Annotated in this window: 1 protein-coding gene (only partly in view); it reads right to left on the bottom strand. The window is 68.5% G+C overall.

Going from position 1 to position 17,963, the window contains the following annotated elements:
* Positions 1-17,963 carry the 5' portion of a non-ribosomal peptide synthase/polyketide synthase gene (locus ACFFQA_RS05345; protein ID WP_377850487.1) on the bottom strand. Its footprint begins 4,321 nt before the window's first position, so the window shows 17,963 of its 22,284 coding nt (coding positions 1-17,963); the start codon lies at positions 17,961-17,963; its stop codon lies off the left edge, out of view.

Here is a 17,963-nt window from a genome sequence, read left to right as displayed (position 1 = left end):
TTGTAGGTCGCGCTCGGTCCCTCAAGGCGGTGCAGGAACCACAACCGCCGCTGTGCCGCCGACAAGGGGATCTCCGCGGGGCGCTCCGCCCGTACCAGCCGAGCACGCGCACGGTCGGCCCCGGCCAGCCGCTCCAGCAGCTCGGCGGGCGTCGGCGCCTCGAAAACTGCGCGCACGGCGACCTCGGCATCGAAGACAGACCGGATCCGGCTGACGAGCTTGGTGGCCAGCAGCGAGTGACCACCGAGGTCGAAGAAGCTGCCATCGACGCCGACCGCCGGAACGTCCAGCACCTCGGCGAACAGGCCGCACATCAGCTCTTCACGCGGGTTGCGCGGAGCACGGGAGACGACGGTGGCGACCTCCGGCGCGGGAAGCGCCTTGCGGTCCACCTTCCCGTTGGGCAGCAACGGAATCTCGTCCAGAACCACGAACGCGCTGGGCACCATGTAGTCCGGCAGGCTCGCGGCCACATGCTCCCGCAACCCGTCACCGGTCCCGACGACGTAAGCGACCACTCGCGGGTCGTTGGCGCGATCGGTCCGAACGATGACCGTGGCGGCGGTGACCGCCGGGTGCTGGACGAGGACCGACGAGACCTCGCCCAGCTCGATGCGGAAACCACGTACCTTGACCTGCGTGTCCGCCCGGCCCAGGTACTCCAGCTCGCCGATTGGCGTCCACCGCGCCAGGTCGCCGGTGCGGTACATCCGCTCCCCCACCGCGAACGGCGAGGCCACGAACCGCTCCGCCGTCAACGCAGGACGACCGAGGTAACCGCGCGCCAGGCCCGCACCCGACACGTACAGCTCACCCGCGACACCCGGCGCGACCGGACGCAGTGCGGCATCCAGCACGTAGACCTGGGCGTTGGTGATCGGACGCCCGATCGACGGGGTCACCTTGCCGCACAACGGATCGCTCATCGTCGCGCAGACCGTCGTCTCCGTCGGTCCGTACGCATTGATCATTCGGCGACCACGGGACCACAGGTCCACCAGCTCCGGCGGGCACGCTTCACCGGCGACGACCAGCGTCGAACCCTCCGGCAACGCGTTCTCCGGCAGCGCGGCCAGCGCTGTCGGCGGCAGCGTCACGTGCGTGACCCCGTGCCGCGCCACCACCTCGGCGAGGGCCGCGCCCGGGAGCAGCTTGCCCGCGGGAGCCAGCACGAGCGTCGCGCCCGACAGCAGGCCCATGATCACTTCCCAGGCCGCCGCGTCGAAGCTCAACGCCGCGAACTGGAGGACCCGGCTGCCCGTACCGACCTCGAAGTTCGCCACGTGCGCCGCCGACAGGCTCGCCACACCCTTGTGCGAAACGACAACGCCCTTGGGGCGACCGGTCGAACCGGAGGTGTAGATCACGTACGCCGGGTGGCTCGGCCTCAACGAGGTCGCGAAGTCCTTGTCGGACAGCGTTTCCAGGTCAAGCGAGTCGAGAACCACCTGCCGCGCTGACAGCTCTGGCAATGAGACCGTCGAGGTCGTGACGACACACGCCGGAGCGGAGTCGGTGAGCATGTACGAAATGCGGTCAACCGGATAGTCCGGGTCGATCGGCACGTACGCGCCACCGGCCTTGTGCACGGCCAGCAGCGAGACCACCAGGTCAACCGAACGCGGCACCGCGACGGCGACGATCGACTCCGTTCCCACGCCGAGCGAGACCAGGTGGCGCGCAAGGCGGTTCGCCCGCGCGTTCAGGTCCACATAGGACAGCTCAACGTCCTCGAACGCCACTGCCACCGCGTCCGGGTTGGCCGCGACCTGAGCGGTGAACAGCTCCGGCAGCGTGGCAGCCGGGACCGGGGCGACGGTGTCGTTCCAGTGCACCAGAATCCGCTCGCGCTCGTCCTCCGCGAGCACATCAGCCCGGCCGATCGCCTGGTCCGGCTCTGCCACCACCGCCGCCAGCATCCTGGCGAGCCGTCGCACGATCGTCTCGACGGTGCTGTGGTCGAACAGGTCAGTGGCGAACTCGACCTCACCGCTCATGCCTTCGGCCACGCCGTCGGCGGAGTAGTTCTCCTCGACGAAGAACGTGAGGTCGAACTTCGACACGGTGGTGTCAACGTCGGCGTACCCGGCGCGCAGGCCCGGCATGGCGAAGTCGCCGCCATCGTTGTTCTGGAAGGTCAGCATCACCTGGAACAGCGGGTGGTGCGCCAGCGACCGCGTGGGGCTCAACACTTCGACGAGGCGTTCGAACGGCACGTCCTGGTTGGCGAACGCCGCGAGGTCGGTCTCTCGAACCCGTGCCAGCAACTCCGTAAAGGTCGGGTCGCCGGAGACGTCGGTCCGCAGCACCACCGTGTTGACGAAGAACCCGATCAGATCATCGAGCGCCTGATCGGTGCGGCCCGCGACCACGGTGCCGAGCGGGATGTCCGAGCCACCGCCCAAACGGCTCAGCAGAGCCGAAAGCGCTGCCTGAACAACCATGAACACCGTGCTGCCCGTGCGCTTGGCCAGCTCGGCGACGCCCGCGTGCAACGTCGCGTCCAAACCGAACTCGACCGCAGCGCCCCGATAGCTCGGAATTGGCGGGCGCGGGCGATCGACCGGAAGCGCCAGCTGCTCCGGAAGGCCGTCCAAGGTGCTGCGCCAGAACGACACCTGCTGCGAGACAAGGCTGGTCTGGTCGTCCTCACTTCCGAGGAGTTCCTGCTGCCACAACGTGTAGTCCGCGTACTGGACCGAAAGCTCCGTCCACACAGGAGCTTCCCCGCGCAGCCTGGCTTCGTAAGCAGCGGCGAGGTCCTTCGCCAGCGGCTCAAGGGACCAACCATCGCTGGCGATGTGGTGCATCAGGACGAGCAACGCGTACTCGTCGCCGCCGAGCGGGAACAACGTGACTCGCAGCGGAATCTCCGCCGTCAGGTCGAACGCGTAGTCGGCCGCGAAGTTGAGCGCGTCGGCAACTCCATCCTCAGTGGACTCGACAACAACCAGCTCAGGATTGGCCGAAGGCAGCACGACCTGACAGGGAGTGCCGTCAACCTCGGTGAAGACCGTGCGCAGGCTCTCGTGCCTGGCGACCACGTCGGCCAGTGCCTGCTCGAACGCCTCGCGATCCAGCGAACCGGTCAGCCGCATCGCCAGCGGCACGTTGTACGTGGCACTCGGTCCCTCAAGTCGGTGTAGGAACCACAACCGCCGCTGCGCCGCCGACAGCGGGATCTCCGACGGCCGCTCACGGCGCGCGAGTTCCGGACGCGCCGCCGAAGCACTGCCTAGCCGCTCCGCGAGCCCTGCCACGGTCGGCGACTCGAACAGCACTCGTACCGGAAGCTCGACGCCGAACGCGGCACGGATGCGGCTCACGAGCTTGGTGGCGCGCAGCGAATGCCCACCCCACTCGAAGAAGCCGTCGTCAACACCGATGCTCTCGACCTCAAGCACCTCCGCGAAGAGTCCGCACAGGATCTCTTCTTGCGGTGAGCGCGGGCCGCGCGGACCTGAGTCACTGTCCACAGTGGGCTCGGGCAGTGCGGCGCGGTCGATCCTGCTGTTGCGGTCCAAAGGCATGCCGTCGAGCACGACGAATGACGACGGCACCAGGTACTCCGGCACGATCGCCTCGACGTACTCGCGCAGCGAGGCGGAATCGACATCGTTGCCCGGCACCGGCACGACGTAGCCGATGAGCTTGCCTTCGCGGACGACCACAGCGGCCTCGGCGATGTCCCATCGGTCGGCGAGCACCGACTCCAGCTCAGCGGGACGCACCTGGAAACCGCGCGCCTTGACGGCGGAGTCGACGAGCTCCAGGTCACCATCGGCGTTACGGCGTCCCAGGTCACCGGTGCGGAGCATCCGCGAACCCGGTGCGCCGAACGGGTCGGCGACGAGATCGCCCGCAAGCCCGGCCCCGGCCACGTAGATCTCACCCACCACGCCCTGCGGAACCGGGCGCAGGCCCGAGTCGAGCACGTAGATCCGAGCCCCGGCGACGGGCTGCCCCAAGGGCACAGCTCCGCCCCACGAGTCGGGGTCGCAGCGCCACGAAGCGACCTCACCAGCGAAGTCGGCGATCGAGTAGCTGTTGCACAGCGGGACTTCCCCGGACTCGAACCACGCCTGCTGGACAGCCGCTGGCAGCCTCTCGCCTGTGCTGAACACCTGCCGCAGCTGCGCGGGAACCGACTCCCGCAGCAGTGCGGCGAGCTGGGACGGGGTGGCGTGCGCGACCGTGGCGTCCGTGGTGGCCAGCTCTCCGACAACGACGACCGCTCCGGAGGTCAGCGGCCACAGCACCTCCCACAGCTCGGTGATCGAGCCGGGGGTGGAGTGGCACAGCACCCGATCCGCACTGGTGAGCGGGTGCTGTGCCTGGCGTGCGGCGAGGCGCGCGGCAACTGCCTCCTGCGACAGCGTCACGGTCCGGCCCCGAGCAGTGGTGACCACGAACGGTTCGCCGCTGCGAACTGTCTCCAGGATGGCCGCGATTCGCTCCGGAACAACGGTGGTGAAGATGTCCGCATAGGACACTTCGGTGCCGTTGTGCACCAGTGCGGTCGCGTCGCCGGGAACAGCCGTGATGGCCTCATGGAGTGAACTGTCCGGAGTAGACAAGTCAGCACCGACCATCAGCGCGTCCTCGTCGCTCAGGCTGACGCGGCTGATCGTGATGTCCGGGTCATCGGCAACGGTGTCGAGCACCTGGATCAGCTGCGCGGCGATCCTCTCGACCGTGCTGCACTCGAACAGGTCCTCGGCGAACTCCAGGTCGAAGCCGATGCCGTCGGGCGCGCCGTCGGCAGCGAGGTTCTCCTGGATGTGGAAGGTCAGATCGAACCGGGCGGCACCCATGTCCACGTCGTCGACGAACGTGGCTTCGAGGCCAGGCATCGAGAAAACACCCTCGGCGTTGTTCTCGAAGACCATCATCACCTGGAACAGCGGGTGGTGCGCCAGCGACCGCACCGGCTTGGCCACGTCCACCAAGCGCTCGAACGGAACGTCCTGGTGAGCGAATGCGGCGAGGTCGGACTCGCGGACCCGGCCGAGCAGGTCGCGGAAGCTCGGGTTGCCCGAGGTGTCCGTCCGCAGCACCACCGTGTTGACGAAGAACCCGACCAGGTTGTCCAGGGCCTCGTCCGCACGACCGGCGACCGGCGTGCCGATGGGGATGTCCGTGCCCGCGCCGAGCTTGGTGAGCAGCGTCGCCAACGCCGCCTGCAACACCATGAAGACGGTGGTGTTGGTCCGCCGCGCGACCGCGGCCACCCGCCGGTGCAGGTCAACGTCGATCACCCCCTGGATCTCGTCACCACGGTGGCTGGCGACGGCGGGCCGGGGACGGTCGGTCGGAAGCGGCAGCAGCTCCGGCACGCCCTTGAGCGCGTCACGCCAGAACGTGAGCTGCGCGGAGATCACACTCTCCGGATCGTCCTCACTACCGAGGACCTCCTGCTGCCAGAGCGTGTAGTCCGCGTACTGCACGGGAAGCGCAGTCCACTGTGGAGCATCTCCCTGGCACCGTGCGCCGTAGGCCGTGGACAGGTCGTTGGCGAACGGAGCATCCGACCATCCGTCGCTGGCGATGTGGTGCAGCAGCAACAGAAGCACGTGCTGATCGGCACCGACCGGAAACAGCGTTGCACGCAGCGGAGGCTCGACCAGCAGGTCGAACTCGTAGCGCGCCGCACGGTCCAGCTCAGCGTTCAGACCGGACTCGTCAACAGGCACGACGTGCAGATCGGGCTTCACGTCCAGAATGCGCTGGTACGGGTTGCCATCGGCCTCCGGGAAGACCGTCCGCAGGCTCTCGTGCCGCGCGACCACATCGCCCAGTGCCTCTCGCAGCGCCTCCTGGTCCAGTTCTCCAGTAAGCCGCAGGATCAGCGGAACGTTGTAGGTCGTCCCCGACTCAAGGCGGTGCAGGAACCACAACCGCTGCTGCGCGAAGGAGAGCGGGATGCGCTCGGGGCGCTCCACCGGGCGCAGTGCGACGCGCGCCTCCGAACCGGCGTGCAGACGAGCAGCCAGCCCTGCCACAGTCGGCTCACCGAACAGGGTGCGCACCGGGAGCTCCACCCCGAATGCCGACCGGACACGGCTCAGCAGACGGATCGCGGACAGGGAATGACCACCGAGGTCGAAGAAGCTGTCATCGACGCCCACGCGTTCAGCGCCTAGGACCTCCGCGAACAGGCCGCACAGGATCTCCTCCTGCGGGGTACGAGGAGCGCGGGAAGCCCCGTTGGTCTCAGTCTCCTCCGTGGGCAGCGCGGCGCGATCAACGCGTCCGTCCTCGCCCAGCGGCAACTGCTCCAACACCACGAACTTGTGCGGCACCAGGTATTCCGGCAGCACGTTCTCGGCGATCTGCCGTGCGGCGGCGCTGTCCATCCGTGAGGTCGGAACGAGGTAGGCGATGAGCTGGCCATCGCGGATCAGGACGACCGCCTCGGCGACTGCGCCGACCTCCGCGATCCGCGCGGCGACTTCGGCGGGGTTGACGCGGAAGCCGCGCACCGTCTCCACGTCCACCACGCTGCCCAGCAACTCAAGCGCACCGTTGGCATTGCGCCGGGCGAGTTCCCCGGTCGCGATCCCGCAATGGTGCAGCCGACCGGTGACCCCGGGTGGGACCGGCTGACCGCCTTCGTCGAGCACGGTCACCGCCGGATCGGCGAGCACGACGGCGCGCTCGTCCTCGGAGAGCAGGTCAAGCTCCCAGATCGACACGTCCGGGTTGGCGACCGCGTTGGTGAGCAGCCGGATCAGCCGCTCCCCGAAGCCATCCACAGTGGACCGGTCGAACAGGTCAGTGGCGTACTCGATCTCGCCGACGATGCCCGCGGGCTCACCGTCGGCGCCGTAGCGCTCCTGGAGCCGGACGTCCATGTCGAACTTCGACGCCCCACCGACGACATCCACCAGCGAGGTACGCAAACCGGGCATCGTGACGTCGACCTCGTCGAAGTTCTCGAAGGTCAGCATCACCTGGTACAGCGGGTGGCGGGCGAGTGACCGCACCGGGTTGACGACCTCGACCAACCGCTCGAACGGAACGTCCTGGTGGGCGAACGCGGCGAGGTCGGTCTCCCGCACGCGGTCGAGCAGCTCACGGAAGGTCGGCGCGCCGGAGGTGTCCGCGCGCAGCACCAGGGTGTTGACGAAGTAGCCGAACAGGTCCTCCAGCGCCTCGTCGGTCCGCCCGGCGATCGGGCTGCCGATCGGGATGTCCGTGCCCGCGCCGAGCCTGGTGATCAAGGCGGCCAGACCGGCCTGAACGGCCATGAACAGGGTCGTGTTCGTCTGGCGCACCAGGGCGAGCAGCCCCTCGTGCAGCTCCGCGCCCAGTCGCAGCGGTGCTTCGTCGCCCCCGTAGGTCGCCACTGGTGGGCGAGCCCGGTCGGTGGGCAGCTGGACGAGCTCCGGCAGGTCCTTCAGCGCTTCCTTCCAGAACACCAGCTGGCGGGAGATCGCACTGTTCGGGTCGTCCTCACGGCCGAGCAGCTCGCGCTGCCACAGCGTGTAGTCCGCGTACTGCACAGGAAGCGGAGTCCACTGTGGAGCATTCCCCTCCGCACGAGCCGCGTACGCGATGGACAGATCGTCACCGAGCAGCGTCTCCGACCAACCGTCACTCGCGATGTGGTGCATCAGCGGCAGCAGTGCGTGCTCGTTTTCGCTGAGCCGGAACAACGTCACGTGCAGCGGCAGCTCGGTGGCGAGGTCGAAGTGGTACTGCGAAGCGTCTTCGAGCTGCCTGGTCAGGTTCTCCTCGTCGGTGTCCACGACGTGGATGTCCACAGTGACCTGGTCCATGTCCAGGATGTGCTGGTACGGCGTGCCCTCGACCTCGGGGAACAAGGTGCGCAGGCTCTCGTGCCGGGCGACGACGTCGCGCATCGCCAAGTGCAGCGCGTCCCTGTCGAGCGGCCCGGACAACCGCATCACCAGCGGCACGTTGTAGGTGGCGCTCGGCCCCTCAAGGCGACTGAGGAACCACAGCCCACGCTGGCCGAACGACAGCGGCACCCGCTCAGGCCGCTCCATGGCGACCAGTGCGAGCCGTGCGCCGTTGGCCTCGTCGATGCGCTCGGCGAGCCCGGCGACAGTCGGCGCTTCGAACAGCGCGCGCACCGCGAGCTCCGCGCCGAGGACGGACCGGATGCGGCTGATCAGCCGGGTGACGAGCAGCGAGTGACCGCCCAGCTCGAAGAAGCTGTCGTCGATTCCGACCTTGGTGACACCGAGAACGTCAGCGAACAGTCCACAAAGGATCTCTTCGCGCTGGCTGCGCGGAGCCCTGCCCGTGCTCGACGCGGCCAGTTCCGGTGCGGGCAACGCCTTGCGGTCAAGCTTCCCATTGGGCGTCAACGGGAGAGCGTCCACCATCACGAAGGCACTGGGCACCATGTGCACAGGCAGACTGGCCGACACCTGCTCGCGCAGGCGCGCGATGTCCGTGTCACCGACCACGTAGGCGACAAGGCGCTTGTCGCCGGGCCGGTCCTCGCGAACGATCACGGCGGTCTGCGCGACACCGGGACCGTCAAGGACGGCGGCCTCGATCTCGCCCAGCTCGATGCGGAAGCCACGGATCTTGACCTGGTCGTCCGCGCGGCCGAAGTACGACAGCTCGCCGTTGATGTCGCGGCGTGCAAGATCGCCGGTGCGGTACATCCGCGAACCCGCTGGACCATGAGGATCGGCGACGAAGCGCTGGGCGCTCAGTGCGGCGCGGCCCAGGTACCCACGCGCCAGCCCGGCACCGGCCACGTACATCTCGCCCGTCACACCGGGCGGAACGGGCTGAAGTCCCTGGTCCAGCACGTACACCCGGAGGTCGGGGATGGCCGTGCCGATGGTGCTGTTGGCACTGGCCGCGGCGGTCTCCTCGTCGAGCGCCAGGTGGGTGACGTGGACCGTGGTCTCGGTGATGCCGTACATGTTGACCAGCACCGGCGCGTCGTCGGCGTGACGCTCGTACCAAGCCGAGAGCCGCGACAGCTCAAGGGCTTCGCCACCGAAGATCACATAGCGCAACGCGAGATCCGTGCGCGGATTCTCCAGGTCGGCCTGAACCAGCTGGTAGAAGGCGGAAGGGGTCTGGTTGAGCACCGTGACCCGCTCGCGCTCCAGCAGTGACAGGAAGTCGGCGGGCGCACGCGAGACCTCGTGCGGAACCACGACGAGCTTGCCGCCGTTGAGCAGCGGCCCCCACAGCTCCCACACCGAGAAGTCGAAGGCGTAGGAATGGAACAGCGTCCACACGTCCGACTGTCCGAAGTGGAACCACTGCTCGGTGCGCTCGAACAACCGAACCACGTTCTGGTGCGGGATCAGCACGCCCTTCGGCTTGCCGGTCGAACCAGAGGTGTAGATGACGTACGCCGCGTTGTCCGGGCGCAGGTCGGCACGAACCGGGTTCTCGACCGACCCGCCCTCGTGCTCCTCGACCACGATCCGCGCGACCGGCGAAGGCAGCTCCACTGCGACTTGGGAGCTGGTCACCACAACCGTCGGCTGTGCGTCCTCGATGACGAACGCGATGCGCTCAGCGGGATAGTTGGGGTCCAGCGGCAGGTAGGCACCACCAGCCTTGAGCACAGCCAGCACAGCGACAACGAGTTCAGCTGAACGCGGCAACGCCAGCGCGACAATGCGTTCCGGCCCAACTCCATCGGCGATCAGCTTGTGCGACAGCTGGTTCGCACGCTCATTCAGCTCCACATAGGACAGATTGGTGTCCTCGAAAACCACAGCCGTGCCATGCGGGTTCGCGGCGACAGCGGCTTCGAACAGCGCGGGGACGGTGGTGTCCGTACCGGTGGCGACCGAGGCGCCCCACTCCGCGAGGAGGCCGCGGCGCTCGGCGGGCTCCAGGATGTCGGTCTGCCAGATAGGCCGGTCCGGGTCGGCGACGACCGCGCGCAGCAGCCGCGCCAGCCGGGCGACGATCTTCTCGACCGTGCTCCGGTCGAACAGGTCCGTCGCGTACTCGACAAGGCCCTTGAGCCCGTCCGGCTCGCCGGAGTCGGTGTGGCACTCCTGCATGTCGAAGTCCAGGTCGAACTTGGACACACCGGAGCCGACGTCCTCCAGGCTCGCGCGCAGGCCCGGCATGTTCAGCTCGGCCTCGGCGTTGTTCTGGAAGAGGATCATCACCTGGAACAGCGGGTGGTGCGCGAGCGAGCGCACCGGGTTGAGCACTTCGACCAGCCGCTCGAACGGGATCTCCTGGTGCGCGTACGCGGCGAGGTCGGTGTCCCGCACCCGCGCCAGCAGCTCGCGGAACGTCGGGTCGCCCGAGGTGTCCGTGCGCAGCACCAAGGTGTTGACGAAGAAGCCGATCAGCTCGTCCAGCGCCTCGTCCGTGCGGCCGGCGATCACACCGCCGAGCGGGATGTCCGTGCCCGCGCCGAGCCTGGTGAGCAGCGCCGACACGGCGGCCTGGAACACCATGAACAGCGTGGTGTTGGTGTGCCGCGCCAGTTCCAGCAGGTCGCGGTGCAGCTGCGCGTCGAGTTCGAAGTGGACCTCGTCGCCCTTGAAACTGGCGGCGGCGGGACGCGGACGGTCGGTTGGCAGCTCCAGCTGCTCCGGCAGGCCAGCCAGCTCCTCGCGCCAGAACGCGACCTGTTGCGACAGCAGGCTCTCCGCGTCGTCCTCGCTGCCCAACAGCTCCTGCTGCCACAGCGTGTAGTCGGCGTACTGCACGGGAAGCTCCGGCCACGACGGCTCAGTTCCCCTGCGCCGCGCGCCATAGGCCGCCGAGAGGTCGCGTGCGAACGGCGCGTCCGACCAACCGTCACTGGCGATGTGGTGCAACAGGAACAGCAGCACGTGCTCGTCGTTGCCCAGCGAGAACAGGGTGACCCGCAGCGGCAGCTCGGTCGCGAGGTCGAAGCCGTGCCGTGTCGCCGTCTTCAGCGCCTCGGCGAGCCCGGCCTCGTCGGTCTCCACGAGCTGGAAGTCCGGACGTGCGCGGTCAGCGTCGATGATCAGCTGGTGCGGGGTGCCGTCAACCTCGGGGAAGATCGTGCGCAGCGTCTCGTGCCGCTCCACGATGTCACCGATCGCGGCCTCCAACGCACCACGGTCCAACTCACCGGACATCCGCAGCAGCAGGGGAACCGTGTAGGTCGCACTCCTGCCCTCAAGCCGGTACAGGAACCACAACCGCCACTGCGCCGCCGACAGCGGGATGAGCTCCGGGCGCTCCATCGGCGCAAGCGCCAGGCGTGCCTCGCTGGCGCCCTTCATCCGCTCCGCGAGCGCGGCGACAGTCGGCGACTCGAACAGGTGCCGGATCGCCAGCTCGACGCCGAACATCGACCGGATGCGGCTCAGCAGCCGGATCGCGGTCAGCGAGTGCCCGCCCAGCTCGAAGAAGTTGTCGTCGATGCCCACGGTCGGCACACCGAGCACGGTGGAGAACAGTCCACACAGGATCTCCTGCTCCGGAGTGCGCGGAGCACGCCACGACAGCTGAGCGGGACCTCCCTCCTCCGGCCCTGCCTCCTCGACCGACTTCTCTGCCGAAGCGACCGTCAGAATGTCCAGTTCGGACACAAGACGCGTTGGGTCGCTCACCACAGCTTCGACCAGTCGCATGAGGTCAGCGGCCAGCTGCTCGATGTCCTTGGCGGAGAAGAGGTCCGGCCGGTACTCCAGCCGCAGGCGGAGATTCTTGCCCGGCAGCACCGACAGGGTCAACGGGTAGTGCGTGGCGTCGTGGTCCTCCAACACCGCGACACGCAACCCCGGTGCGGGAGTCCAGACGTCATCGTCGTCGTGCGGGTAGTTCTCGACCACCGTGAGCGTGTCGAACAGCTCCCCCAGCCCGGCGAGCCGCTGCACGTCGTTGAGCCCGAGGTGCTGGAACTCGATGAGCCGTGACTGCTCGTCCTGCACGCGGACGAGGAGGTCCACAAGGGACTCTTCCTGCCGCAGTCGCACGCGCACCGGCAGCGTGTTGATGAACATGCCGATCATCGACTCGACGCCGGGCAGCGCAGAGGAGCGGCCCGAGAAGGTCGCGCCGAACACGACGTCGTCCCGGCTGGTGTGCTTGCCCAGCAACAGGCTCCACACGCCCTGGACGACGGTGTTAAGCGTCAAGCCGTTCGAGCGCAGGCGGTCGTGGAGCCTGTCGGTCAGCTCCGCGGGCACCGTGAGCAGCAACTGCTCCGGTGTCTGCTGCGTGCCGGGCGTGCCCTTGGCGAGCAGGGTCGGCGCGGTCAGGCCGTCCAGCGCCTCCCGCCACACCGCGTCCCCGGCCTCCCGGTCCTGTCGTGCCAGCCAGGCGAGGTGGTCCCGGAACTCGGCGACGGCGGGCAGCGGCTTCCCCTTGTAGAGCGCGAACAGCTCGTCCAGCAGGAGCTGCATCGACCAACCGTCGAAGAGGATGTGGTGGTTGGTGATGACAAACCGGTGGTCGTCTGCGGTGAGCTTGACCAGCGTGAAGCGCAGCAGCGGCGGCCTGGTCAGGTCGAAGCGGTGCGCGCGGTCGGCACCGGTGATCCGGACCAGCTCAGCCTCACGCTCCGCAGCGGCGAGACCGGACAGGTCCACCTCCGCCCACGGCAGCTCGACCGTGCCGGGCACGACCTGGACCGGCTGCGAAAGGCCCTCGTGCCAGAACCCGGCGCGCAGATTCGGGTGCCGCTCAAGCAGTTCCGCCGCGGCGGCACGCAATGCGCGCGCGTCGAGCGAACCGTGGAACGAGTACACCTCCTGCACGGAGTAGACGTCGGTGGCCTGCTCGTCGTAGAGCGAGTGGAAGAGCAGACCTTCCTGGAGCGGTGCGAGCGGCAGCGCGTCGGCCAAGCCGGGCATTGCCTGCTCAAGGCTCTCGATGTCGTTCTGCGACAGGGAGACCAGTGGCAGGTCGGACGGGGTGAGACCACCCAACTCCGGCTGCCGCGCCAGCGAGGACAACGCCTCCAGCGCGGTGAACCACCCGTCGGCAAGCTCGCGAACGTCCTTTTCGGACAGGATCTCCCCGGCCCACGTCCACGTGGCGACCAGGCGCGGCCCGTTCGCGTCGTCCTCGGTGACCGCGTCGAGCTCCAAAACCAGTCCCAGCGGCATGTCGACGTCGAACCCTGCGCCCAGCGCGGGGGCCTCGGGCGCAGCGGCCCAGTCGGCGGGCTCGGGCGCGGCGAAGCGGCCGAGGTAGTTGAACCCGATCTGTGGGCGGGCGAGCGCGGCCAGCTCGGGCGCGGTCTCGGCGTTGAGGTGCCGCAGCAACCCGTAGCCGATCCCGTTGTCCGGCAAGGACCTCAGCTGCTCCTTGACGCGTTTGAGCACTCGGGCGGCGGAGCGCACGTCGTCAAGCTCATGGGTACCCGCATCGAGGCGGACCGGGTAGGCGCTGGTGAACCAGCCAACGGTCCGCGCGAGGTCAAGCCCTTCGGCGATGTCCTCGCGACCGTGCCCTTCGAGTTCGAGCACGAGCGCGGACTCATCGACCCCACGGCGGCGACGCCAGTCGGCGACAGCCAGTGCGAGACCGCTCAGCAGCACGTCGTTGACGCCACCGTGCACGGATGCGGGCACAGCCCCCAGCAGCGGCGCGGTGATCGACGTCGGCAGCGTGAGAGTCAGCGACTTGGCGGTGGACCGCACGTCCCGGCTCCGGTCCAGCGGGCGCTCGCCCAACAGCGGGTCGGCGGTGCCGAGAACCGACTTCCAGAGGTCCACCTCGTGGGCACGTTCGCGGGCCTGCACGGCGAGGTGCTCGCTCCACCGGCGCACCGACGTGCCGACCGGAGCGAGTTCCGGAGTCCCGCCAGATGACGCGGACTCCCACGCCGAGCGGAGGTCGGGCAGCAGCACCCGCCACGACACACCGTCCACCACCAAGTGGTGCACCAGCACCAAGAGGCGGCCCGGAACATCCATGCCGGCGTCGAACCACACCGCGCGCACCATCACGCCGGCCCACGGGTCCAACTCGGACTGCGCCTGGGCGATCTGCGCGCTCAGAGTCGCCTCGTCGAACCCGGCGACCCGACGAACGCAGGTGGCCGCGTCGACCGAACCGGCCTCAGGGACGGTGAGCGACCAGTCCACACTGGACAGTCGTGCCCGCAGCACGTCGTGGCGGTCGAGCACGGCCGCGAGCGCCGCGGTCAGGTTGTCGACGCCGAGCCCAGCGGGTACGTAGACCAGCATCGACTGGTGGTAGCCGTCGATCGGCCCACCCAGCTCACGCAGGTCGGAGATGATCGGCGTTGGCGCGACCACGCCAACAGCAACGTCCGGAGTCACCGCGGACGTCGGCTCCACCACACCCGCGACGGCGGCGATCCGCGCGACGGTCTTGTGCTCGAAGACATCGCGCGGCGTGATCCGCAAACTCGCCTTGCGTGCACGGCTGACGAGCTGGATGGAAACGATGCTGTCTCCACCGAGGTCGAAGAACCCCTGGTTCAGTCCGACCTCGGACAGCCCGAGCACTTCGGCGAACAGCCCGGCGAGCACCTTCTCCTGTGCGGTGCGCGGTGCCACGTCCTCACCCGAAACAAGTTCCGGCGCGGGCAGTGCAGCGCGGTCCAGCAAACCTTCCGCCGTCTTCGGCAACGCGTCGAGGACCACGAAAGCCTGTGGCACCAAGTAGTCCGGTAACGACCGCGCGGCGTGCTCCCGCAGGTCGACGACTCGAACCGAGCGTCCTCTCTCCGGCACCACGTAGCCGACCAGGTGCTCGCGGTCCTCACTGACGAACTTCCCGACAGCGGCCTCAGCAAGCGCAGGATGTCCACTCAGGACAGTGCAGATCCGGTCGGAGTCAATGCGCACGCCCCGAACGCGGATCTGGTCGTCCGCGCGGGCCCGGCGCTCCATCTCCGCACTGTCCATCAAGACGTCAAGCGAGCCGATGCGCATGGCCGGGTCCGCCACCGCACCTCGAAGCAGCTGCGCGAGCCGACGCACCAGTAGCTCAACGCTGGCGCCATCAAAGAGATCCGTCGCGTACTCGACGATCGCGTCCACACCACCGGGCGAGCCGTCGGTGGCAAAGCGCTCCTGGAGGCGGATGTCGATGTCGAACTTGGCGACACCGGTCGGCACCTCGTCGACCTCGGCGAGCAACCCGGGCAGCTCCGGGCGCGCCTCGCCGAGGTTCTCGAAGGTCAGCATCACCTGGAACAACGGGTGGTACGCGAGCGACCGCTCCGGGTTCAGCACCTCGACGAGGCGCTCGAACGGCAGGTCCTGGTGCGCGTACGCGGCGAGGTCCGACTGGCGGACGCGGTCGAGCAGGTCACGGAACGTCGGGTCGCCGGAGGTATCGGTGCGCAGCACCAAGGTGTTGACGAAGTGGCCGACGAGCTGGTCCAGCTGCTCGTCGGCGCGCCCTGCCGCCGGAGTGCCCAGCGGCACGTCGGTGCCCGCGCCGAGGCGGGTCATCAGCGCGGCGAGAGCTGCCTGCACGACCATGAACACGGTGCTGCCGGTGTTCCTGGCAAGCTCGGTGATACCGCGGTGCAGCTCCGCGTCGAGGGTGAGCCGCAGCTCCTCACCACGGTGGCTGGCGATCGCGGGCCGCGGCCGGTCGGTGGGCAGCTCGACGAGCTGCGGCAGTCCGTTCAGTTCCTCGCGCCAGAACTTGAGCTGCCCGGCGATCAGGCTCTCCGGGTCGTCCTCAGCGCCGAGAACCTCCTGCTGCCACAAGGTGTAGTCGGAGTAGCTGACGGGAAGCTCGCGCCACTCCGGCGCACGCCCGTCCACCCGAGCGGTGTAGGCGACCGCGAGGTCGTTGACCAGCGGCCGTTCCGACCAGCCGTCACTGGCGATGTGGTGCATGAGCAGGAGCAGCACGTGCTCGTTGTTCGCCGTCGAGAACAGGGTGACCCGCAACGAGGTCTCGGTGGCCAGGTCGAACGGGTAGCGAGCTGCCTCGGCGACGGCGTTCTCAAGGTCATTTGTGTCCACAAAGGACATCTCGGGAACGGCGTCGAGAACCTGCTGTCGCGCGACACCGTCCACGTCGGGGAAGATCGTGCGCAACGTCTCGTGCCGGGCGACCACGTCCCGCACCGCACTCCGCAGCGCGTTGTGGTCAACGGTGCCGGTCATGCGCAGCACCAGGGGAATGTTGTAGGTCGCGCTCGGCCCCTCAAGGCGGTGCAGGAACCACAGACCGCGCTGCGCGGAGGACAGCGGCAACGGCTCGGCCCTGATGGTGGAAACCAGCGCGGGACGCGTCCTGGCGAACTCCTCCAGCCGCTCGGCCAGCTCAGCGACGGTCGACGCCTCGAAGAGGGTCCGCACCGAGATCTCGGCGTCCACAGTGGACCTGATGCGGCTGATCAACCGGGCCGCCAGCAACGAGTCCCCGCCGAGCTCGAAGAACCCGTCGTCGATCCCAACCCGGTCCAGACCGAGGACGTCGACGAACAGGCCGCACAGGATTTCCTCACGCGGGGTCCTCGCCGCGCGACTGGTCGAACCGCCGCCGAGGTCGGGCGCGGGCAGCGCGCGCCGGTCGAGCTTCCCGTTCGGTGCCAGCGGCAGCGCGTCCAGCACGACGAACGCGCTGGGCAGCATGTGGCTGGGCAACCGCTCGGCCACGTGCTCCCGGACCACAGATTGGTCCACTTCGGACACCACGTAGGCGACGAGGCGCTTGTCTCCGGGACGGTCCTCGCGTGCCAGCACGGCGGCCTGCGTGACGCCAGGCGCGTCGAGCACGACAGACTCGATCTCGCCCAGTTCGATGCGGAACCCACGGATCTTGACCTGGTCGTCGGCGCGGCCGATGAACTCGATCAGTCCGTCAGCACCCCACCGGGCGAGGTCACCGGTTCGGTACATCCTTTGACCGGCAACGAAAGGAGAAGCGACGAAGCGCTCGGCGGTGAGTCCCGGCCGGTTGAGGTAGCCGCGCGCGAGCTGGACACCCGCGACATACAGCTCGCCATCAACACCAGGCTCAACGGGACGAAGTGCCGCGTCGAGAATGTAAGCCCGCGTGTTCCACACCGGCGTGCCGATCGGCACGGAGCGGTCACCGAGCCCCGGCTCGACGTCCCATGCGGTGACGTCGATCGACGCCTCGGTGGGGCCGTAATGGTGCGCCAACCGCACACCCCACTGGGAGACGACCTCCTCGGCGAGCGCGGTGGGAAGCACCTCACCAGCGACGAAAACGACGCGGAGCGCGAGGTCGGAGTTGGCGCGGATCGCCGGTGCTGTAACCGCGAGCAGCGACGGCACGAACTGAGCGACCGTCACACCGTGCTCGGCCGCGTAAGCGACAAGGCGCTCCGGATCACGGGTGACGTCGCCAGGCGCCATGCAGATGGTCGCGCCGATCAGCAGTGGCAGCCAGATCTCCGTGCCCGACGCGTCGAAGCTGAACGCGGTCCTGGCGAGCACCACGTCCGAGCTGTCGATCCCCCATTCCTCCGCCTGCCACAGCATGTGGTTGACCACGCCGTGGTGCGGCAGGACGGCACCTTTGGGACGCCCCGTGGAGCCAGAGGTATAGATGACGTACGCGGCGTTGGCGGGATCCAGCCGCACACCAACGAGATCGGAGTCGTCACCGGTTTCGGTCTTGTCCAGCACCAGCACCGTGGCCGACGTTGTCGGCAGGGTCCCGGCCACATCCGACGTGGTGATCAGGCAGGCGGGAGCACCGTCGCTCATCATGAACGCGATGCGGTCGGCGGGGTAGTCCGGGTCGATCGGCAGGTACGCTGCACCCGCCTTGAGCACGGCGAGCATCGCCACCACCACGTCGGCCGACCGCGGCAGCGCGAGGGCGACCGTGCGCTCCGGTCCGACACCGTGCCCGATCAGCTTGCGTGCCAAGCGGTTCGCGCGCGCGTTCAGCTCGGCGTAGGTCAGCCGCTGGTCCGCGAACACCACGGCGAGACCGTCCGGCGTGCGAGCGGCCTGCTCCTGGACGAGCACCGGGATCGGCGCGGGGATCACGTCCCCACCGCTGTACGGAGAAAGCGGGCCGCGCATCGCCAGACCATCCAC

This window comes from Allokutzneria oryzae, assembly GCF_042429765.1.
Lineage (GTDB): Bacteria > Actinomycetota > Actinomycetes > Mycobacteriales > Pseudonocardiaceae > Allokutzneria > Allokutzneria oryzae.
This window is presented reverse-complemented; position numbering and strand designations above follow the sequence as displayed.